The following is a 20,226-nucleotide window of genomic DNA, read 5'->3' on the forward strand; positions in this document are numbered from 1 at the left end:
GAAGCTCAATATGGCCTTATTACAAATTAGCGAGCCGGGCCTCAGCGCGGCGCCGCATCAGCGGCGTCTGGCGATAGGCATCGATTTAGGCACTACGCATTCTCTGGTTGCTACCGTACGCAGCGGTGAAGCGCAAACGCTGGCCGATCGCGCTGGCCGCGATCTACTGCCGTCCGTTGTCCATTACCGTGCCGAAGGGCATGTGGTGGGCTGGGACGCGCGTGAAAACGCCGCTCTCGACCCTGCCAACACCGTCAGTTCCGTCAAACGTATGATGGGACGTTCGCTGGCGGATATTCAGCAGCGCTACCCACATTTACCCTACCAATACCGCGCCAGCGATAACGGTTTGCCGTTGATTCAGACGAATGCCGGCGAGTTGAATCCGGTGCAAGTGTCCGCCGATATTCTGTCGGCGCTGGCACAGCGTGCGCAGGAAGCGCTGGGCGGCATGCCTGATGGCGCGGTGATTACGGTCCCGGCCTATTTCGACGATGCGCAGCGTCAGGGTACCAAAGATGCTGCTCGATTGGCCGGGCTGCATGTACTGCGCCTGCTCAATGAGCCGACCGCCGCGGCGATTGCCTATGGTCTGGACTCCGGTCGGGAAGGGGTTATCGCCGTTTACGATCTGGGCGGCGGAACCTTTGATATTTCTGTTCTGCGTCTGAGTCGTGGCGTGTTTGAAGTGCTGGCGACGGGCGGTGATTCCGCGCTGGGCGGCGATGATTTCGATCATCTGTTGGTAGAGTGGCTGCGTGAGCAGGCCGGTATTACCGCACGCGACGATCATCAGTTACAGCATGCGTTACGCGAAGCCGCGATACAAACCAAGATCGCGTTAAGTACGGCGGATTCCGCCCATATTGATGTTGCTGGCTGGCAAGGGGTGATTACCCGGAGCCAGTTCAATGCGCTGATTGCCTCACTGGTGAAACGTACGCTGCTGGCGTGTCGTCGTACGCTGAAAGATGCGGGCGTTACGCCGGATGAGGTGCAGGAAGTCGTCATGGTCGGCGGTTCGACGCGTGTTCCGCTGATTCGCGAGCAGGTTGGCGAATTTTTTAGCAGAGTGCCGCTGACCTCCATCGATCCAGACAAGGTGGTGGCGGTTGGCGCGGCTATCCAGGCGGACATTCTGGTCGGCAATAAGCCGGACAGTGAAATGTTGCTGCTGGATGTTATTCCGCTTTCCCTGGGGCTGGAAACCATGGGGGGACTGGTTGAGAAAATCATACCGCGCAACACCACCATCCCGGTCGCCAGAGCTCAGGAATTCACCACCTTTAAAGACGGCCAGAGCGGGATGATGATCCACGTTCTGCAAGGTGAACGCGAACTGGTACAGGATTGTCGTTCACTTGGCCGTTTTACATTACGCGGCCTTCCTCCGTTGCCCGCCGGCGGCGCACATATTCGGGTGACCTTTCAGGTGGATGCCGATGGTCTGCTCAGTGTTACCGCGATGGAGAAATCGACCGGCGTCGAAGCCTCCATACAGGTCAAGCCGTCCTATGGGCTGAGTGATACTGAAATTGCGTCCATGATTAAAGACTCCATGCTGAATGCACAGGAAGATGTGGGCGCCAGAATGCTGGCGGAACAGAAAGTAGAGGCTGCACGCGTGCTGGAAAGTTTGCAGAGCGCGCTGGCAGCGGATGCAGATTTGCTGACCGATAATGAAAAGGCGGCAATTACCGAAGCATCCGAACACCTGCGGCGGGCCGCTCAGGGAACAGAGGCATCGGCGATTGAAGCCGCAATAAAAATATTAGATCAACAAACCCAGGAATTTGCCGCCCGCCGGATGGATGCCTCTATTCGTCGCGCGCTGGCGGGACATTCCGTGGACGAGGTGTAAACATGCCTAAGATTGTCTTTCTGCCTCATCAGGATCTGTGTCCTGAAGGAGCAGTTTTGGAAGCAGAGCGTGGAGAAAGCATTCTGAATGTCGCACTGCGCAACGGTATTGAAATTGAACATGCCTGCGAGAAATCCTGTGCTTGTACGACCTGTCATTGCATCGTTCGTGAAGGATTCGATTCTCTGGTGGAGAGTACGGAAGATGAAGACGACATGCTGGATAAAGCCTGGGGACTGGAACCGGAGAGCCGGTTAGGGTGTCAGGCTCGTATCGCCAATGAAGATCTGGTGGTAGAGATCCCGCGTTATACGATTAACCACGCTCGCGAACATTAATTCCTGGAGCCTTGTTATGGGATTGAAATGGACGGACAGCCGTGCGATCGGCGAAGCGCTTTACGATACATTTCCCGATCTTGATCCAAAAACGGTGCGTTTTACTGATATGCATCAGTGGATCTGCGGTCTGGCGGAGTTTGATGACGCTCCGGATGCATCCAATGAAAAAATTCTGGAAGCGATCCTGCTGGTCTGGTTAGATGAAGCAGAATAGTCATTGATATCACGGGCTGCCTTTTTGGCGGCCCGCTTTATTTTTAGCGCCATGGCGCGCATCGGCGCGCGTGGCAAATATGAAAAGCATCTGGAGCAGAATTATGACAAGCGAAGCTATGCTGATTTCACTCTCCAACCAACCTGCTGATGCGCGCTGGGGAGAGAAAGCGCCATTAAGCGTGAATGAGCTCGGTTTTACTATTCACCTGAATGGGACGTCTCCGTTGGCGACGATTCAACGTGCGGCGCGTAAAATTGACGGTCAGGGCATCAAGCACGTCAAACTGGCCGGCGTTGGCTGGGATTTGGAAAACAGCTGGGCATTCTGGCAAGGCTATCGCGCGCCGAAAGGGCAGCGGACGGTGGAATGGCCTGAACTGAATGCGGCTGACAAGAAAGAACTGGACGATCGCCTCAAGATCGTTGACTGGGTGCGGGATACGATCAACCTGCCGGCGGAAGATCTGGGGCCAGAGCAGCTGGCTACGCGCGCGATTGATCTGTTGTGCGATGTTGCCTGCGACGCCATCAATTATCGGATCACCAAGGGTGACGATCTGCGCACGCAAAATTATGCCGGTATTTATACGGTAGGTCGTGGGTCCGATCGTTCTCCGGTACTGCTGGCGCTGGATTACAACCCGACGGGTAATCCAGACGCACCGGTATTTGCCTGCCTGGTCGGTAAAGGCATTACCTTTGATACCGGCGGCTACAGCCTGAAATCCAGCGGTTTCATGGATTCCATGAAATCGGATATGGGTGGCGCGGCAACCGTGGTGGGCGCTCTTGCGCTGGCGGCCTCCCGTGGATTGAACAAGCGGGTGAAGCTGTACCTGTGTTGTGCGGATAATATGGTCAGCGGTAATGCGTTCAAGCTGGGAGACATTATCCGCTATCGCAACGGCAAGAGCGTTGAAGTGATGAATACCGATGCGGAAGGGCGTCTGGTGCTGGCCGATGGCCTGATTGATGCCTCGGAACAGAATCCGCAGTGGATCATTGATTGCGCGACGTTGACGGGTGCGGCAAAAACCGCGTTGGGTAATGATTATCATGCTGTGTTCAGTTTTGATGATCGGCTAGTGACGGCATTGCAGGACAGCGCGAAACAGGAAGATGAACCGTTCTGGCGTCTGCCGCTGGAGGAGTTCCACCGCAGCCAGCTTCCTTCCAGCTTTGCGGATTTGAATAACATCGCTGGGGCGGCATACAGCGCAGGCGCCAGTACGGCGGCGGCGTTTCTGTCGCATTTTGTGAGGGATTATCAGCAAGGCTGGTTGCACATTGATTGTTCCGCCACCTATCGTAAAGGGGCGGTGGAACAATGGTCAACGGGGGCGACCGGACTGGGCGTTCGTACACTGGCGAATCTGCTGCTGAGCAAGGCTGAATAGTCAGGCTTCAGTAAGCGATATTCTCGATTTACAGAATGTGCCGATAAGCGAAACCGGGTCAGATACCCGGTTTTTAACGCAGTTAAGGAGCGTTATGGATTTTTCACCACAAAATAAACTGGAAGAGGTGCTGGTTCTGGCCGCAACCGAGCCCGCACATCGTCCTGAGTTTTTCAGCGAACTGATGGAAGCGACGGTATTTGTACTCGGCAGCAGCGATGAAAGCGAAGCGCCCGGTGAAAAGATCCTGCATGCAGGCAGTAACGTGCAGATTCAACATTGGGAGAAGGCCGATGGTTCTTCAGCCATTCCCTTTTTCTCTTCGCTGGAAGCATTGCAGCAGGTGGTTACCGAAGAACAGTCTTTTCTGGCGCTACCGGCTCGTTCACTATTCGAGATTACGCTGGGCGCCACGCTGTTCCTTAATCCCAGGCTACCGTATGGAAAAGAGTTTTTGCCGCAGGAAGTGGAGCACATGTTGTCCGGTGAAGGAAACGGATTTGTTCAGCAGCGGGTTATCGAAGAAGATACGCAGGTCGTGATTGGTCAGCCGGCAGAAATGCCGGTGCAGATGATTGATTCTCTGACTCAGTTGTTTACCAAGTATCGGCACGTGCGCCGTGCGTTTCTGGCCCAAATCCACGAACCAAATGAAAAAGAGCCGCATTTGCTCATCGGGATCGAAGCCGATCAGGATGTGGAGGATATTATCCGCGCCGCCGGCAGCGTCGCCAGCGATACGTTACCGGATGAGCGTCCAGTCGATCTCTGTGTGGTTAAGGAAAATGAACCCGGCATCAGCCACTATATGATCAAACACACTACGCCGTTTTATGAACGTAAGTGGGGCAGTTTTCTGCGGGATTTCAAGAGTACCGGTCATGCCTGATTAGGACATCGGCGCAGCGGTGGGTTATGAATCCACCGCTGCCGCCCGTCGGTTATCATGATCTGCCCGTGAACCATCACGGCAGTTGGGGGATCAATCAAGCGTAATTGGCACGTCGTTGCGGCTGCCCCAATCGCTCCATGCGCCGTCGTAAAGCGTCACATTGGGGACATTCAGCACGTGTAGCGCCAGAATGACAACGCAAGCCGTGACGCCGGAGCCACAGCTGGCAACGATAGGACGGCTGAAATCCACCCCGTGCTTATGCAGAATTGTCGCGAGCTCAGCGTTCGGTTTCAGCGTACCGTTGGCGACCAGATCGCTCCAGGGAACATTCAGGCTGCCGGGGATATGTCCACGATGCAGGCCGGGGCGAGGTTCGTCCACTTCACCGTTAAAACGGGCTGCGGGGCGGGCATCGACAATCTGCGCGGATTTATCACGGCTGATTGCCAGCACGTCGTCACGTTGACGAATAGCCGTTTCATTCAGTTTTGCTTCGAAAACGGCAGGCGCTCGCTCGACATTGCCTTGCTCCAGAGGCCGGCGTTGACTTTTCCAGCCGGCCAATCCGCCGGTGAGAATTGAGATCTGCTTGACGCCAAAGGTGTGCAGCATCCACCAGGCGCGCGGTGCGGAAAACAGGTCGCCTTCATCGTAGATAATAATGTGTTGCTGATGACTGACGCCCAGCTTACTCATTGCGCGGGAAAAATCATCGCTGTCGGGCATCATATGCGGCAGGTCGGTGCGGTGATCGGACAAGACTTCAATATCAAAAAATACCGCGCCGGGTAAATGACCGGCACGATATTCGGCGTTGATATCGCGGGTTGTTTCACCCGGCGGCAGCATGCGGGCGTCAAGGAGAGCAATCGTGCTGTCGTTAAGGTGCTCGGCAAGCCAGGTTGAGGAAACAAACCATTCGTTAGAAACAAACAACTCAGAAGAAGATGCTGACATAACTCCCCCACGCAGAGGCCGACGGATTCAGCCCCAAGGTGAAATAATGGATTTATTGTCAGCGATTTCTGCTGTTCCGACAAGCATGCACTTACTGCTGTCCGATATCGTCCTTACTGGCTTGTCGCCGCTGCGGCCGGCATTCACGGGTTACTTGTCTTGTTCGGCATCGCTTGCGCGTACTGCGTGGTTGTTATCAATCCGGGTAATATCGGAAAGAAGGTAGGTCAAAAGATAATATTTTTTTAATAAAATGTTATTTCGCCGGTAGGCAACGGGGTTTGCTCCCCCTATAATCTGCGCCACTTTCACTGGCTGGGATTATAATACCCCCAATCCGGCTGCTATCTGATAGTTGTTTAATGAGGTCAATATGACGGTAGAACGTACCTTTTCCATCGTAAAACCCAATGCTGTCGCCAAGAATGCTATTGGCGCCATTTATGCCCGTTTTGAAAGCGCGGGCTTTAAAATTGTTGCCGCCAAAATGCTGCGACTGACTCGTGAACAGGCCGAAGGCTTTTATGCCGAGCATCAGGGCAAACCGTTTTTTGACGGTTTGGTCGAATTCATGATGTCCGGCCCGATCATGGTACAGGTACTGGAAGGTGAAAATGCCGTTCAGCGTAACCGTGATATTATGGGAGCGACCAACCCGGCGAATGCGCTGGCGGGTACGCTGCGTGCCGATTATGCCGACAGCTTCACCGAAAACGCCGTACATGGTTCTGATTCCATTGAGTCCGCCCAGCGTGAAATCGCCTATTTCTTCAGCGCGGACGAAATTTGCCCGCGTAATTAATCTTGTGCGTTGATAACCGGGCGTGATTTTCAACGTCGCTTGCGACGGCCCGCCATAAAAAATCGCCGGGAGCGATTTTCAACGTTGCGAAGCAACGGCCCGAAGGGGGGTGGGCAAGGATAGCCCGCCATAAAAAATGCGGCGATAGTAGCTTACCTGTTTTAAACTTTGTACAATGCTGCGCCCCGGATGAGCCTGCGCTTGCCCGGGGCGTTTCTTTTATCATCCTTTCTTTAGCGCCATAACGTGTAATAACGAGGCCAAGAGTCCACATATGTCTGAACAAATTGTGTCTGAGCAAACGGTGTCCGAACTTTCACCGGCGTCTGTCGCCGCTTCTCAACCTGCGAAAACCCGTGCGGAAAAAATCAATCTGCTGGATCTTAACCGTCAGCAAATGCGGGAGTTTTTCGCTTCTCTGGGAGAAAAACCTTTCCGTGCCGATCAGGTGATGAAGTGGATTTATCACTATTGCTGTGATGATTTCACACAGATGACGGATATCAACAAAGCCTTCCGTAATAAATTACAGGAAGTCGCCGAAATTCGTGCGCCTGAAGTGGTGGACGAACAGCGCTCGTCTGATGGCACCATCAAGTGGGCGATCCTGGTCGGCGATCAGCGTGTCGAGACGGTATATATTCCTGAAGAAGATCGTGCAACGCTGTGCGTATCTTCACAGGTTGGTTGTGCGTTGGAGTGTAAATTCTGTTCAACCGCGCAGCAGGGATTTAACCGTAACCTGCGGGTATCTGAAATCATTGGTCAGGTATGGCGGGCGGCAAAAATTATCGGTGCGTTTAAAGTTACCGGTCAGCGTCCCATTACCAACGTGGTGATGATGGGCATGGGGGAGCCATTGCTTAACCTGACTAACGTTGTCCCGGCAATGGAAATCATGCTGGATGATTTCGGGTTTGGCCTGTCAAAACGTCGTGTGACGCTGTCAACGTCAGGGGTTGTTCCTGCGCTGGACAAGCTGGGTGATATGATCGACGTCGCACTGGCGATCTCCCTGCATGCGCCAAACGATGAAATCCGTAACGAAATCATGCCGATTAACAAGAAATACGATATCGAAATGTTTCTGAGCGCAGTACGCCGCTATCTGGAGAAATCCAATGCCAATCAGGGACGTGTGACGGTTGAATACGTGATGTTGGATCACATTAACGACGGCACCGAACATGCCCATCAGTTGGCGGCGTGTCTGAAAGATACCCCGTGCAAGATTAACCTGATCCCGTGGAACCCGTTCCCCGGCGCGCCTTATGGCCGCAGTTCGAATAGCCGCGTCGATCGTTTCTCCAAAGTGCTCATGGAATATGGGTTTACGACGATTGTACGCAAAACCCGCGGTGACGATATTGATGCAGCATGTGGTCAGTTGGCCGGTGAAGTCGTGGACCGAACCAAGCGTACGTTGAAGAAAAAAATGGCGGGTGAACCTATTGTGGTTAAAACGGTCTGATATCTAATTGTCCCTGTCATATCGGGAAGTGATGATACTTTTACAGTGTTAATCATACGATAGCAATTACCACTAAGGGACTAAGATAGTATATCGTTGATATGACAGGCTGGGATGACGATAAAAGGAAGTCAGGAATGACGAAACAGTTAAGACAGGGAAAAGGTTGGCTGCTGATAATCATGGCAGTGCTGTTGACAGGATGTGGTGGCCGTTCATCCCGTGAGTCTGTCGATCCGGCCGTTGCGCAGACCCGTTTGCAACTGGGGTTGGAATATCTGGCGCGTAATAATCTGGATGCGGCGCGTCAGAATCTTGAAAAAGCGCTGGATGTCGCGCCGCGGGATTATCGTACCCAGTTGGGAATGGCGCTTTATGAGCAGCGGATTGGTGAAAATCAGTCTGCCGAGCAACGTTACCAGCGTGCGTTAACGCTGGCGCCAGAAAACGGTAGCGTCATGAATAATTACGGTGCGTTTCTGTGTAGTTTAGGGCAGTATGTAGCGGCGCAGCGACAGTTTAGTGCGGCTGCCCAACTCCCTGATTACAGTCAGGTTGCCGATGCGTTGGAAAATGCGGGATATTGCTTTTTCAAAGCCGGGCAGAATGATGATGCGCGCAGTTTGTTAAGTCGGGCGTTAAAGTATGATCCTGCTAAAGGCGTTATGCTGTTGGCAGAGGCTGATAAACAGTTTTCTGACGGAGAATACGAGCAGGCCAAATTGCTCCTGGATATTTATCAGCATATTCTTCCGGCCAGTGCCGAGAGTTTATGGTTACAGATTCGTTTCGCCGCGTTAGCGGACCATGATGGCGATATTGAACGTTATGGCAAATCGTTGGCGCGAAGTTTTCCACAATCTAAACAGTACCAGCAGTTCTTAGCTAATGAATACTGAAGCCACTCAAGATAATACAGAATCAAAAATTCCCGGCGAACGTTTACGTCAGGCGCGCGAACGTCTGGGGTTGACTCAGCAGACGGTTGCTGAACGTTTGTGCCTTAAACTTTCCACCGTTCGAGAGATAGAGGAAGGGAATACGCCAGTCGATTTGGCGCCGACGTTTTTACGCGGCTATATCCGTTCCTATGCAAAGCTGGTTCACTTGCCCGAAGATGAACTGTTGCCGATGCTGGATAAACATGTGGTGCCAAGGGCATCGAATGTCGCTCCCATGCAAAGCTTCTCTCTGGGGAAAAGTCGCAAGAAACGCGACGGTTGGTTGATGACGTTCACCTGGCTGGTCGTGATTGTGGTGTTGGGATTGACCGGCGCATGGTGGTGGCAGAACCATCAGGCGCAGCAGCAGGAAATCAACAGCATGGTTGACCATGCCAGCGCCATGCAGGCGCAGAATGAAGGTCAGAGCATACCGTTGATGGATGATAGTGAACCGCAGGAGCCTGCGGTTTCCGATTCGGCTGCTTCCACGCCGGTCGAGCTGCCTATGGATACTTCGTCTCAGACGCCTGTCAATCCTGATACAGCGCCTTCTGCGGCGAATACTCCGCCTGCGGCGTCATCCTTTGCCCCGCAATCCACCGCTTCCCAGCAGCCGACAGCCGACAATGCGCCATTGAATTCGGGCGCATTTACCCCTGCAACAACAACTGACACGACTTCTCCTGATAACATCACTCCTCCTGCGTCTGCCGAACATGCGCTGGTCATGAATTTTAACGCGGACTGCTGGTTGGAAGTGCTTGATGCCAGCGGTAAAAAATTGTTTAGCGGTATGCAGCGCAATGGCGGTTCATTGAACCTGGATGGGCAGGCGCCGTATAGACTCAAAATTGGCGCCCCCGCCGCGGTACAGATTCAGTTCCAGGGTAAACCAGTCGATTTGAGCCGGTTTGTGAGAAGCAATCAGGTTGCTCGTCTTACGCTGGCTGCGGAATAACGTAACGTTTACGTGATGTTGCAATGTTGGAGAAGAAGTAATGCATAACGCTGCACCCATAACCCGTCGCAAATCAAAGCGGATTTACGTCGGTAAGGTGCCTATTGGTGATGGCGCGCCGATCGCGGTGCAGTCCATGACCAACACCCGAACCACCGATGTTGAAGCTACCGTTAATCAAATCAAGTCACTGGAACGTGTCGGCGTTGATATTGTGCGTGTATCCGTTCCAACGATGGAAGCGGCGGAAGCGTTTAAACTGATCAAACAGCGCGTAAATGTACCGCTCGTCGCCGATATCCATTTTGACTATCGCATTGCTTTGAAGGTAGCGGAGTACGGCGTCGATTGTCTGCGAATCAACCCTGGCAATATCGGTAATGAAGAACGTATTCGCGCGGTGGTTGATTGCGCGCGTGATAAAAATATTCCGATACGTATTGGCGTGAACGGCGGTTCGCTGGAAAAAGATTTGCAGGAAAAATATGGCGAGCCGACGCCGGAAGCCCTGCTTGAATCTGCTATGCGGCATGTCGATATTCTGGATCGTCTCAACTTTGATCAGTTCAAGGTCAGCGTGAAGGCCTCTGATGTTTTCCTGGCGGTACAATCTTATCGCCTGCTGGCCGCGCGTATCGATCAACCGCTGCATCTGGGGATCACGGAAGCGGGCGGCGCACGCAGTGGCGCGGTCAAGTCCGCCATCGGCCTCGGTTTATTGTTGTCCGAAGGTATTGGCGATACCCTGCGAATCTCGCTGGCCGCCGATCCGGTTGAAGAAGTTAAGGTGGGTTTCGATATTCTGAAATCACTGCGTATTCGTTCCCGTGGCATCAACTTTATTGCCTGTCCGACCTGTTCCCGTCAGGAGTTTGACGTGATCGGGACCGTGAATGCACTGGAGCAACGGCTGGAAGATATTATCACGCCGATGGATGTGTCGATCATTGGTTGCGTGGTGAATGGACCGGGAGAAGCGCTGGTTTCCACCATCGGCGTCACCGGCGGTCACAATAAAAGCGGTTTTTACGAAGACGGTGTTCGCCAGAGAGAACGTTTTGACAACGAACAGATGATCGATCAGCTGGAGGCCAAAATTCGGGCCAAAGCATCCATGATGGATGAAAGCCAGCGTATCACTGTTAATCTGGTCGATAAATAGACGGCGTTGGTGCGGACATCGGTCATCACTCGCATAATTTATCATTCCTTAACCCGATAAGGATCGGCCCGCATTGAAGATGCGTTGCGGATCCCCCTATAATCGGGTTTATTTTTTGAAAAACGCATAGAGAACTGACGTGGCAAAAAATATTCAAGCCATTCGCGGCATGAACGATTACCTGCCGGCCGAAACGGCATTGTGGCAGCGTATTGAAACCAGCCTGAAACAGGTGCTCGGCAGCTACGGCTACAGTGAAATCCGTACACCGATTGTTGAGCAAACATCGCTGTTTCAACGCGCCATTGGTGAAGTCACCGATGTCGTTGAAAAAGAAATGTATACTTTTGAGGATCGCAATGGCGATAGCCTGACGTTGCGTCCTGAAAATACGGCTTCATGCGTTCGTGCCGGTATTGAGCACGGTATCCTCTATAACCAGGAACAGCGTCTGTGGTATCTCGGGCCGATGTTCCGCCACGAACGTCCGCAAAAGGGGCGCTACCGTCAGTTTCATCAGTTGGGTTGTGAAGTCTTTGGTCTGCAAGGGCCGGATATTGATGCCGAATTGATTTTGCTTACCGCCCGCTGGTGGCGTGTGTTGGGCATCGCCGAACATGTTAAGCTGGAGCTGAATTCGATTGGATCGCTGGAAGCCCGTGCGTCTTACCGTGAGGCGCTGATCGCGTTTCTTGAGCAGCATAAGGATAAGCTGGACGAAGACTGTCTGCGTCGCATGTATACCAATCCGCTGCGCGTTCTGGATTCAAAAAATCCACAAATACAGACCTTACTTAACGATGCGCCGGTTCTGACGGATTATCTTGATGAAGAATCTCGTATCCACTTTGCGGCGTTGGGTGAACTTTTAACGCAGTCTGGCATCCCATATACCGTTAACCCGCGTCTGGTTCGCGGCCTGGATTATTACAACCGTACCGTGTTCGAGTGGGTCACCACCAGTCTGGGGGCGCAGGGGACAGTCTGTGCTGGCGGACGATATGACGGAATGGTTGAGCAGTTGGGCGGTCACGCGACGCCGGCAGTGGGTTTTGCGATGGGATTGGAGCGTCTGGTGCTACTGGTGCAGTCGGTCAATCCCGAGTTTAAGGCGCATCCGGGTGTGGATGTTTACCTGATTTCCTCCGGTGCGGGAACGCAGGTGGCAGCGATGCAACTGGCTGAAAAATTACGTGATACGTTGCCGCAGTTGAAACTCATGACCAACTATGGCGGCGGCAATTTTAAAAAGCAATTCGCCAGAGCCGACAAATGGGGCGCGCGCGTCGCGCTGGTTTTAGGTGAAAACGAAGTTGCAGCAGGTCAGGTGGTTGTTAAAAACCTGAATAATGGCGAGCAGGATACATTGGCGCAGGCCGACGTTGCCGCGCGCCTGGCAACGTTGCTGGATTGAGGAGAAAGACACCGTGGAAGTCTATACCACAGAGAATGAACAGGTTGATGCACTACGCCGTTTCTTCGCGGAAAATGGAAAGGCGCTGGTGGTGGGCGTGGTGCTCGGTGTCGGTGCGCTGGTTGGCTGGCGTTTCTGGCAAAATCACCAAAGCAACAGTGTGATGGCGGCTTCGACGTCATATCAGCAAATCACCGATCAACTGGCCGATGGTAACGCGGATGGCGTTGCGGCGGCCGAGAAATTCAGTGCTGAGAATCAAAACAGCTACGGCGTACTGACTTCGCTGGAGTTGGCTCGTCATTATGTCGATCAGCAAGATTTTGCCAAAGCCGAACAACAACTGGTTGTGGCGAAGTCCCACGCCAAAGATGCCGACCTGCTTTCTCTGGTGAATCTGCGTCTGGCGCGGATTCAACTGCAAGAGAAGAAAGCGGATGATGCGCTTAAAACGCTGGATGCCATTAAACTTGATGGCTGGGTTGCTCTGGCCGCAGAAGTCCGTGGCGATGTGCTGGTCAGCAAAGGGGATAACCAGGCAGCGCGTGATGCATATAACAACGGTTTGTCTGCTAACCCTCCGCAGGCATTGAAGGCATTGCTGACTATGAAACTGAACAACCTGTCCAGCTAAGAGGAATTCCATGCAATTGCGTAAAACACTTTTAGTAGGACTGGTTTCAGTTGCCCTGCTGAGCGGATGTTCGCTGTTTAACGGCGAAGAAGATGTTGTCACGATGTCTCCACTGCCGACGGTCGAGAATCAGTTCACGCCCACCAAAGTGTGGAGTCGTTCAGTAGGCAGCGGTATTGGCGAGTTTTACTCTAACCTTCATCCGGCATGGCAGGATAATCGCGTATTCGCCGCTGACCGCAGGGGAACTGTCAAGGCGTTGGATTTGAACGACGGTAAAGAAATCTGGCAGGCCGATCTGTCTGAAAAAACCGGATTTTTCTCCCGTAATAATCCTGCGCTGTTGTCCGGCGGCGTTTCTGTTTCTGGCAACCATGTCTACGTCGGCAGCGAACGGGCACAGGTTTTTGCGCTGAATGCCGATGATGGAGCCGTGGTTTGGCAGGCCGACGTTGCGGGCGAAGCCATTTCCCGCCCGGTTGTCAGTGATGATGTGGTACTGATTCATACCAGCAATGGTATGTTGCAGGCGTTGGACGAAGCCGATGGCGCGATTAAATGGACCGTCAACCTGGATATGCCGACGCTTTCCCTGCGTGGTGAATCTGCGCCGACGACTGCGTTCGGCGCGGCTATTGTCGGTGGGGATAACGGCCGGGTGAATGCGGTACTGATTAATCAGGGACAGCTTATCTGGCAACAGCGTATTTCCCAGCCAAGCGGGGCGACGGAAATTGATCGCCTGAATGATGTTGATACCACGCCGGTTGTTGTGGGTGAGGTGGTATACGCATTGGGCTATAATGGCAACCTGACCGCGCTGGATCTGCGTTCAGGTCAAATTCTGTGGAGACGCGAACTGGGTTCGGTACACGATTTCATCGTGGATGGCGACCGTATCTATCTGGTCGATCAGGATGATCGCATTGTGGCGCTGAATACCAATGGCGGTGTTAATCTGTGGCGCCAGAGCGATCTGCTGCACCGTAATCTGACCGCACCTGTGCTGTTCAATGGCTATCTGGTGGTGGGTGATTCGGAAGGGTATTTGCACTGGCTGAATACGGCGGATGGCCGCTTTGTGGTTCAGCAGAAAGTGGATAGTTCAGGCTTCCTGAGCAAGCCGGTGATTGCCAGCGACAAGCTGCTCATTCAGGCGAAAAATGGCGAAGTGTACGCCTTTACCCGCTAGTTAACGCACTGCATGTTTGGATCCCTGCCGTTGGCAGAAGCGATCCCGAAAACGGCTCCTGACAGTATCAGGGGCCGTTTCGTCTTTTTATCGTCAGCGAGTACTCTCGCTGTAACGTATTGAAATATAAGTAATGAGGTTGTAACAATGATACCTGTCGTCGCGCTGGTCGGACGTCCGAATGTGGGAAAGTCCACGCTCTTTAACCGCTTAACGCGCACTCGTGATGCATTGGTGGCGGATTTTCCAGGGCTGACACGTGACCGCAAGTATGGTCGTGCGGAAGTGGAAGGTCATGAGTTTATTATCGTTGATACCGGCGGTATCGATGGTACCGAGGACGGCGTTGAGACGCGCATGGCCGGGCAGTCGCTGGTGGCGATTGAAGAAGCGGATATCGTTCTGTTCATGGTGGATGCCCGCGCTGGATTGATGCCTGCTGATGAAGGTATTGCGCAGCATTTGCGTAGCCGTCAAAAGACCACTGTTTTGGTGGCTAACAAAACCGACGGTCTTGACCCGGATATGGTGACCGCGGATTTTTACTCGCTCGGTATGGGGGAGGTTTATCCGATTGCGGCATCTCACGGACGCGGCGTGACGTCTCTGCTTGAGAAAGTCTTGCTGCCATTCGTGCAGGATGAAGTGATTGAGCCGGTTGAGTTAACCGAGGAAGAAGAAAATGCCGCTTACTGGGCAGAGCAACTGGGTGATAAACAGTCTGCCGAAGGTGAAATAGCCGAGGAAGACGACTTCAATCCGGAAGATCTGCCGATAAAACTGGCGATAGTCGGGCGCCCTAACGTAGGTAAGTCCACACTGACTAACCGGATTCTGGGTGAGGACCGTGTGGTGGTTTACGATATGCCGGGCACCACCCGCGACAGCATTTACATCCCGATGGTACGTGACGAACGCGAATACATTCTGATCGATACGGCTGGCGTGCGTAAGCGCGGCAAAGTTACCGATACGGTTGAAAAATTCTCCGTTATCAAGACGCTGCAAGCCATCGAAGATGCCAACGTCGTACTGTTGGTGATTGATGCCCGTGAAGGTATCTCCGATCAGGATCTCTCACTGTTAGGCTTTATCCTCAATAGTGGGCGCTCACTGGTGATTGTGGTGAACAAGTGGGACGGCCTGTCGCAGGAAGTGCGTGATGAAGTGAAAGAAACGCTGGATTTGCGTCTTGGCTTTATCGATTTTGCCCGTATTCACTTTATCTCTGCGCTGCATGGCAGCGGCGTGGGCAACTTGTTTGAGTCAGTGACAGAGGCCTACACCTGTGCCACCCGTCGCGTGGGCACGTCCATGCTGACCCGTATCATGCAAATGGCGGCGGATGACCATCAGCCACCGTTGGTGCGCGGCCGCCGCGTGAAGCTGAAATATGCGCATGCCGGCGGTTATAACCCGCCGATTGTGGTGATCCACGGTAATCAGGTAAAAGATTTGCCTGACTCTTATAAGCGCTATCTGATGAATTACTATCGTCGTTCATTGAATGTCATGGGGACGCCGATTCGTATCCAGTTTAAAGAAGGTGAAAACCCCTTTGCCGATAAGCGCAACACGCTGACGCCGAACCAGCTACGCAAGCGTAAGCGTTTGATGCAGCACCTTAAAAAGAGTAAATAATTTATTAGCGGGGCGAAGGGGAATCTTCGCCCCGTTTTGTCAGATAGCGAAAGGCATTCAGCCATAAAGGAAAGTCATGTCCTGGGAAACCTGGAGTTTTGCGTTTCACGTCACCATGCCCAATTTGTTGCTGCTGTTGATAGGTATGGGGTTGCGCCGGCTTAGTCTGTTGGATGACGTGTTCTGTGATTCGGCGATGAAGCTGGTATTTAATCTGGCTTTGCCCTGCCTGCTTTTTTTCAGCATAGCAACCAACCATCAGTCGATAACCGAACATCTGCCGATGATGATCTACGGCACGCTGGGAACCATTGCCACATTCCTGTTATTGGAATTCATGGCCGTATATCTGGTGAAAGACCCGAGAGAGCGGGGGATCTTCGTTCAGGGGGGATTCCGCTCCAATACCGGTATTATGGGGCTGGCATTTGCGATGAGCGCCTACGGTCACGAAGGCGTTGCGGTAGGCTCTCTCTATCTGACGGTAACGGTTATTCTCTTCAATGTTTTGTCGGTGATTACGCTGACCCGCAGCTTGCGTCGTAACGAGCAGGGAGGGAGGATCAGCAAGAAAGATCTGTTGGTCAGTATTGTGACCAATCCGCTGATTATCGGCCTGGTCCTGGGGCTGCTTTATTCGCGCAGCTCGCTGCCGATGCCGGATGTCATCAAGCAGACCGGGAATCTGGTGTCGTCGTTGGCATTACCGCTGGCGTTGCTGTGTGCGGGAGCCAGTCTGGATCTACGAACCATGTTGCGGACGTCCAACGTAGCGGCCCTTTCTTCCATCGCCAAATTATTCCTGGTACCCGGTGTGCTGACGTTGGGCGGCTGGATTGTCGGATTTCGCGGCGTATCGCTTGGCATCATTTTCCTGTTTTCAGCGACGCCAACCGCCGCCGGGAGCTATGCCATGACGCGCGCGATGGGGGGAAACGCCACGCTGGCAGCGAATATTATCGCCATGACTACCGTCGGCTCGTTTTTTGTGACCGCGTTCGGTTTGTATTGCTTGCGTTCGCTGGGTGTGATTTAACGGCAGAGATCAAAAGATGAGCATTCGTCGAAAGGAGATAACATGGAGGCGATGTGTCCACACTGCAACAGTATTATGAACTGGCAAAACGGCGATACGTTTCAGTGTAGCGCCTGCCAGCAGCGTTATCTTCGCGAGGCCAATTGCCCTGAATGTAAGCACTCGCTTCAGGTATTAAAGGCCTGCGGCGCGGTGGATTATCTGTGTCAGCAGCACGGGCTTATTTCGAAAAAACGCGTGCTGTTCAGCTATCTTCCTGTCGATCCCGCATCTTTATGACGGGACGCCGTTGCGCCATAGCTCCGTCAGTTCTGGCGGGGCGCGGTCTTCCGGAATCAACAGAATCACTTCGGCATACTGATTGCGCTGCGGGTGGCTGTAGCTGATGTGAATCCGGTAATAAAACTGATCGCCGCGCCCGGGGCCGTCAGGCTCACCGGGTTCACGTGCCTGTGGAAGCGCATTACGGATCGCACTGCAAATTCGCTCTCGTTCGGAGATCGGCACACTGGCGAGTGCGAAACGGCGTAGTCCCGCCAGTTTTGGCATCCAGGCAATCCCTCCCTCGCGGGCTAATTCTATAACCGCATCGTCGTTAAGCTCCGGCAATGTTTTCATAAGTATTCTTGTTTTACCTCAACGCCGACCGTTTCCCATGACTGCTGGATGATATCGGCAACGGTTTGGTTGAATCGTTTTGCCGCATGTTGGATCGTGTAGCGGGCGAAAATTTCAAAATCCGCATTTTGCGGCAGCGATTCATCGCACAATGTGTCATACCAGATCCTGCCGGCTTTTTCCCATGAATGACCGCCCAGCGCAATGGCGGCCAGATAGAAGGCGCGGTTGGGAATGCCGGAATTCAGATGCACGCCGCCGTTGTCTTCACGCGTGTTGACATATTCATTCATGTGGTAAGGCTGGGGATCGACGCCCAGCAACAGATCATCATAGGCCGTACCCGGATGCGACATGGAGCGCAGCCCCATACCGTGAATGCCTTCGGCCAGCAGGCCAGCGCCGATAATCCAGTCTGCCTGCTCGGCGGTTTGCCCCAGATGAAACTGCTTCACCATTGCGCCAAAGACATCGGACATGGATTCGTTCAATGCTCCGGACTGACGGAAATAAATCAATCCTGCTTCGTTTTCGGTAATACCATGCGCCAATTCATGCGCGACCACATCAATAGCAATAGTGAAACGATTGAATATTTTGCCATCGCCGTCGCCGAACACCATTTGCTGCCCATTCCAGAACGCATTCTGATAATCCTGACCGTAATGCACGGTACCCGCCAACGTTAACCCCTCGGCATCAAGCGAGTTGCGCTGGAAAATCTGCCAGAAGAAATCGTAGGTTACGCCCAGGTAGTTATAAGCTTCATCGGTGGCGATATCGCCATTACTGGCCCGTCCTTCTGCGCGCACCCGTTTGCCGGGTAACTGCTGCTGATTTTCGGCATCGTAAATTTCGCGCTGTACCTGTCCGGCGGGCTGCTTTGTATGGGGCTCCGGCCGGGGATGATGGCTAACCATTAATGACTGAACGTGCATCAGGGTTTGCTGGGCGCAATGGCGCTGTTCTTCCGAGCCATTAGAAATAATACGATGCAGAATATAAGGGGGGATCACGCCATAAATCGGTCTGGACTTCATACCTTATCTCCTTGAAAAAGCGCTCATCGGGTAACGCAGACGAGTCAGCAAGGCTCACGCATCTTACTCTCACGGCCGGAATGGGTGGGCTGAGAATCAGTATAGTTCAGAAGTTGAGGGGAATATTGGGGGGTGTTCTCCGTTTTAGGATAAATCCCTATACGGCGATTATGACGTTTTACGTCGTTTCTTCCCGGGAGTCGCGGCGGCCGGGGTTTGTGGGACGAGGGCCGTAACCTGACTTTCTACCCAACCATCCTGTAACCGGGTTTGCAACGTCTCGCCTGGGGTGACTTGCCTGACGTTTTTCAGCACTTTACCATCCGGCGCGGTTGTAACGTTATAACCGCGTGCCAGCGTGGCCAGCGGACTCACGCCTTCCAGACGTGAACAGGCGACGCCCAGCCGTTGCTGATGTCTGTTCAGATTACGTTCAACGGCATTCTGCATCTGATAGCGTAATTGTTGTAAACGCTGTTGAGCACGATGAATTTTTGGCAAGGGCTGCTGTTGAAACAGCCGCTGTTCCATGCGTTCGTGGCGGCGCAACGTTTGTCGCAGCTGTAGCTGCATGGCGTCATCCAGACGCTGGCGGAGTTTGACTAATTGGGCCTGTTGGCGCGCCAGTCGTAACTGTGGATGCTGTTGCTGCAAGCGATGATGCAAACGAGTGAATTCGCGATGGCGTTGAGCAAGATAGTAATCCATTGCCATTTCCAGACGCTGACGCTGGGATTGTATCTGGCGAAGCAATTCCAGTTGATTCCGGCTCACCAGCTCTGCCGCGGCAGAAGGGGTCGGCGCGCGCAGATCGCCGACGAAATCGGCGATGGTCACATCAGTTTCATGACCAACCGCACTGACGATGGGGATCCGGCTGGCAAAAATAGCCCGTGCGACACGCTCATCGTTGAAGCTCCACAAATCTTCCAGCGATCCGCCTCCGCGACCGACGATCAGGACATCACACTCATTACGCAGGTTAGCCAGTTCAATGGCGCGAACAATCTGCAATGGCGCTTCGCTACCCTGTACGGCGGTGGGATATACCACGACGGGCAGCGATGGATCGCGGCGTTGCAATACCTGCAAAATATCATGCAGAGCAGCGCCGCTGGCGGAGGTAATCACGCCGACCTGTCGGGCCGGGGAGGGCAGAACCTGTTTGAACTGCTGATCGAACAAACCTTCAGCCGCGAGGCGCTGCTTCAACTGTTCAAACTGCTGCTGCAACAGACCATCTCCGGCAGGTTGCATACTTTCGGCCAGCAGTTGGTAATCACCGCGGGGTTCATACAGGGTAATGGTGGCGCGTATCAGGACCTGCTGCCCGTTTTGCGGACGAAAGGTAACCCGACGGTTGGTGGTGCGGAACATGGCGCAGCGCACCTGAGCCCGCTCATCTTTCAGCGTGAAATACCAATGACCGGAAGATGGCTGAGAGAAGTTGGAAATTTCACCGGAAAGCCATATCTGCCCCATTTCCATTTCCAACAGCTGTCTAACCGTCTGATTCAGGCGGCTAACGGTAAATATTGCAGACGTAGGAAATTGAGACATTGTGAGCCAGATCAAATTTCAAAACAGTGACTTAATCGATTGATACTACCTGCCTGTGAAAGGTAATCAAGTATTTTAGTAAAAAAA

General features: G+C 53.2%; 20 protein-coding genes. 16 read left to right on the top strand and 4 right to left on the bottom strand.

Annotation, left to right across the window (positions count from 1 at the left end; genetic code table 11):
• Positions 1-10 precede the first annotated feature (10 nt).
• The 5 genes from hscA to sseB all read left to right on the top strand — a co-directional run bounded on the left by hscA (position 11) and on the right by sseB (position 4,704).
• A complete protein-coding gene (hscA, locus tag B4923_RS14280) occupies positions 11-1,861 on the top strand; it encodes a Fe-S protein assembly chaperone HscA (RefSeq protein ID WP_109055037.1) in 1,851 nt (616 codons plus the stop codon).
• Between the two features lie 2 nt (positions 1,862-1,863).
• Positions 1,864-2,199, top strand: a complete 336-nt coding sequence (gene fdx / locus B4923_RS14285) for an ISC system 2Fe-2S type ferredoxin (RefSeq protein ID WP_109055038.1) — start codon at positions 1,864-1,866, stop codon at positions 2,197-2,199.
• A gap of 16 nt (positions 2,200-2,215) precedes the next feature.
• Positions 2,216-2,416 carry a Fe-S cluster assembly protein IscX gene (iscX, locus tag B4923_RS14290; protein WP_109055039.1) on the top strand — a complete coding sequence of 67 codons (201 nt, stop codon included), beginning with the start codon at positions 2,216-2,218 and terminating at the stop codon, positions 2,414-2,416.
• Between the two features lie 103 nt (positions 2,417-2,519).
• Positions 2,520-3,815 carry an aminopeptidase PepB gene (gene pepB / locus B4923_RS14295; protein WP_109055040.1) on the top strand — a complete coding sequence of 432 codons (1,296 nt, stop codon included), beginning with the start codon at positions 2,520-2,522 and terminating at the stop codon, positions 3,813-3,815.
• A gap of 94 nt (positions 3,816-3,909) precedes the next feature.
• On the top strand, positions 3,910-4,704 hold the full coding sequence (gene sseB, locus B4923_RS14300) for an enhanced serine sensitivity protein SseB (RefSeq protein ID WP_109055041.1): 795 nt from the start codon (positions 3,910-3,912) through the stop codon (positions 4,702-4,704).
• A 93-nt stretch (positions 4,705-4,797) separates the two neighbouring features.
• Here the strand turns inward: sseB and sseA are convergent, their stop codons facing one another.
• The gene (sseA, locus tag B4923_RS14305; RefSeq protein WP_109055042.1) at positions 4,798-5,667 is read right to left on the bottom strand and encodes a 3-mercaptopyruvate sulfurtransferase; all 870 of its coding nucleotides are present in this window, start codon (positions 5,665-5,667) and stop codon (positions 4,798-4,800) included.
• A 373-nt stretch (positions 5,668-6,040) separates the two neighbouring features.
• Between sseA and ndk the strand changes: the two genes are divergently transcribed.
• The 11 genes from ndk (at position 6,041) to B4923_RS14360 (ending at position 17,200) form a co-directional block, all read left to right on the top strand.
• Complete coding sequence (gene ndk / locus B4923_RS14310; protein ID WP_109055043.1) at positions 6,041-6,469, top strand: nucleoside-diphosphate kinase; 429 nt, start codon at positions 6,041-6,043, stop codon at positions 6,467-6,469.
• Positions 6,470-6,743: 274 nt separating this feature from the next.
• Complete coding sequence (gene rlmN, locus B4923_RS14315; RefSeq protein WP_109055044.1) at positions 6,744-7,940, top strand: dual-specificity RNA methyltransferase RlmN; 1,197 nt, start codon at positions 6,744-6,746, stop codon at positions 7,938-7,940.
• 137 nt (positions 7,941-8,077) lie between these two features.
• A complete protein-coding gene (gene pilW / locus B4923_RS14320) occupies positions 8,078-8,839 on the top strand; it encodes a type IV pilus biogenesis/stability protein PilW (RefSeq protein ID WP_109055045.1) in 762 nt (253 codons plus the stop codon).
• Positions 8,829-9,842 (top strand): cytoskeleton protein RodZ, encoded by a 1,014-nt coding sequence (gene rodZ / locus B4923_RS14325; protein WP_109055046.1) that lies wholly within the window; start codon positions 8,829-8,831, stop codon positions 9,840-9,842. The genes pilW and rodZ overlap by 11 nt, the downstream gene beginning before the upstream one ends.
• A 40-nt stretch (positions 9,843-9,882) precedes the next feature.
• Complete coding sequence (ispG, locus tag B4923_RS14330; RefSeq protein ID WP_109055047.1) at positions 9,883-11,004, top strand: flavodoxin-dependent (E)-4-hydroxy-3-methylbut-2-enyl-diphosphate synthase; 1,122 nt, start codon at positions 9,883-9,885, stop codon at positions 11,002-11,004.
• A gap of 139 nt (positions 11,005-11,143) precedes the next feature.
• Positions 11,144-12,418: a histidine--tRNA ligase gene (gene hisS, locus B4923_RS14335; RefSeq protein WP_109055048.1), complete on the top strand. Its 1,275-nt coding sequence runs from the start codon at positions 11,144-11,146 to the stop codon at positions 12,416-12,418.
• A 13-nt stretch (positions 12,419-12,431) separates the two neighbouring features.
• Positions 12,432-13,052 carry a YfgM family protein gene (locus B4923_RS14340; protein ID WP_109055152.1) on the top strand — a complete coding sequence of 207 codons (621 nt, stop codon included), beginning with the start codon at positions 12,432-12,434 and terminating at the stop codon, positions 13,050-13,052.
• Between the two features lie 10 nt (positions 13,053-13,062).
• Positions 13,063-14,244 carry an outer membrane protein assembly factor BamB gene (bamB, locus tag B4923_RS14345; protein WP_109055049.1) on the top strand — a complete coding sequence of 394 codons (1,182 nt, stop codon included), beginning with the start codon at positions 13,063-13,065 and terminating at the stop codon, positions 14,242-14,244.
• A gap of 147 nt (positions 14,245-14,391) precedes the next feature.
• Positions 14,392-15,885, top strand: a complete 1,494-nt coding sequence (gene der / locus B4923_RS14350) for a ribosome biogenesis GTPase Der (protein ID WP_109055050.1) — start codon at positions 14,392-14,394, stop codon at positions 15,883-15,885.
• A gap of 76 nt (positions 15,886-15,961) precedes the next feature.
• Complete coding sequence (locus B4923_RS14355) at positions 15,962-16,921, top strand: AEC family transporter (RefSeq protein ID WP_109055051.1); 960 nt, start codon at positions 15,962-15,964, stop codon at positions 16,919-16,921.
• 42 nt (positions 16,922-16,963) lie between these two features.
• Positions 16,964-17,200 (top strand): zinc ribbon domain-containing protein, encoded by a 237-nt coding sequence (locus tag B4923_RS14360; RefSeq protein WP_109055052.1) that lies wholly within the window; start codon positions 16,964-16,966, stop codon positions 17,198-17,200.
• Here B4923_RS14360 and B4923_RS14365 read toward each other — a convergent pair.
• The 3 genes from B4923_RS14365 to xseA form a co-directional block, all read right to left on the bottom strand.
• A complete protein-coding gene (locus tag B4923_RS14365) occupies positions 17,195-17,539 on the bottom strand; it encodes a protealysin inhibitor emfourin (RefSeq protein WP_109055053.1) in 345 nt (114 codons plus the stop codon). The two genes, B4923_RS14360 and B4923_RS14365, sit on opposite strands and share 6 nt — an antisense overlap.
• Positions 17,536-18,579, bottom strand: coding sequence for a M4 family metallopeptidase (locus B4923_RS14370; protein ID WP_109055054.1), 1,044 nt, complete (start codon positions 18,577-18,579; stop codon positions 17,536-17,538). Before B4923_RS14370 ends, B4923_RS14365 begins: the two co-directional genes overlap by 4 nt.
• Positions 18,580-18,747: 168 nt before the next feature.
• On the bottom strand, positions 18,748-20,139 hold the full coding sequence (gene xseA / locus B4923_RS14375; protein ID WP_109055055.1) for an exodeoxyribonuclease VII large subunit: 1,392 nt from the start codon (positions 20,137-20,139) through the stop codon (positions 18,748-18,750).
• Positions 20,140-20,226: the final 87 nt, after the last annotated feature.

The organism is Brenneria roseae subsp. americana (genome assembly GCF_003115815.1).
Lineage (GTDB): Bacteria > Pseudomonadota > Gammaproteobacteria > Enterobacterales > Enterobacteriaceae > Brenneria > Brenneria roseae.

What these genes read in the sequence shown, in the direction of transcription:
- hscA (WP_109055037.1), top strand. Translation starts at nt 11, where the DNA reads ATGGCCTTATTACAAATTAGCGAGCCGGGCCTCAGCGCGGCGCCGCAT.
- fdx (WP_109055038.1), top strand. Translation starts at nt 1,864, where the DNA reads ATGCCTAAGATTGTCTTTCTGCCTCATCAGGATCTGTGTCCTGAAGGA.
- iscX (WP_109055039.1), top strand. Translation starts at nt 2,216, where the DNA reads ATGGGATTGAAATGGACGGACAGCCGTGCGATCGGCGAAGCGCTTTAC.
- pepB (WP_109055040.1), top strand. Translation starts at nt 2,520, where the DNA reads ATGACAAGCGAAGCTATGCTGATTTCACTCTCCAACCAACCTGCTGAT.
- sseB (WP_109055041.1), top strand. Translation starts at nt 3,910, where the DNA reads ATGGATTTTTCACCACAAAATAAACTGGAAGAGGTGCTGGTTCTGGCC.
- sseA (WP_109055042.1), bottom strand. Translation starts at nt 5,667, where the DNA reads ATGTCAGCATCTTCTTCTGAGTTGTTTGTTTCTAACGAATGGTTTGTT.
- ndk (WP_109055043.1), top strand. Translation starts at nt 6,041, where the DNA reads ATGACGGTAGAACGTACCTTTTCCATCGTAAAACCCAATGCTGTCGCC.
- rlmN (WP_109055044.1), top strand. Translation starts at nt 6,744, where the DNA reads ATGTCTGAACAAATTGTGTCTGAGCAAACGGTGTCCGAACTTTCACCG.
- pilW (WP_109055045.1), top strand. Translation starts at nt 8,078, where the DNA reads ATGACGAAACAGTTAAGACAGGGAAAAGGTTGGCTGCTGATAATCATG.
- rodZ (WP_109055046.1), top strand. Translation starts at nt 8,829, where the DNA reads ATGAATACTGAAGCCACTCAAGATAATACAGAATCAAAAATTCCCGGC.
- ispG (WP_109055047.1), top strand. Translation starts at nt 9,883, where the DNA reads ATGCATAACGCTGCACCCATAACCCGTCGCAAATCAAAGCGGATTTAC.
- bamB (WP_109055049.1), top strand. Translation starts at nt 13,063, where the DNA reads ATGCAATTGCGTAAAACACTTTTAGTAGGACTGGTTTCAGTTGCCCTG.
- der (WP_109055050.1), top strand. Translation starts at nt 14,392, where the DNA reads ATGATACCTGTCGTCGCGCTGGTCGGACGTCCGAATGTGGGAAAGTCC.
- B4923_RS14355 (WP_109055051.1), top strand. Translation starts at nt 15,962, where the DNA reads ATGTCCTGGGAAACCTGGAGTTTTGCGTTTCACGTCACCATGCCCAAT.
- B4923_RS14360 (WP_109055052.1), top strand. Translation starts at nt 16,964, where the DNA reads ATGGAGGCGATGTGTCCACACTGCAACAGTATTATGAACTGGCAAAAC.
- B4923_RS14365 (WP_109055053.1), bottom strand. Translation starts at nt 17,539, where the DNA reads ATGAAAACATTGCCGGAGCTTAACGACGATGCGGTTATAGAATTAGCC.
- B4923_RS14370 (WP_109055054.1), bottom strand. Translation starts at nt 18,579, where the DNA reads ATGAAGTCCAGACCGATTTATGGCGTGATCCCCCCTTATATTCTGCAT.
- xseA (WP_109055055.1), bottom strand. Translation starts at nt 20,139, where the DNA reads ATGTCTCAATTTCCTACGTCTGCAATATTTACCGTTAGCCGCCTGAAT.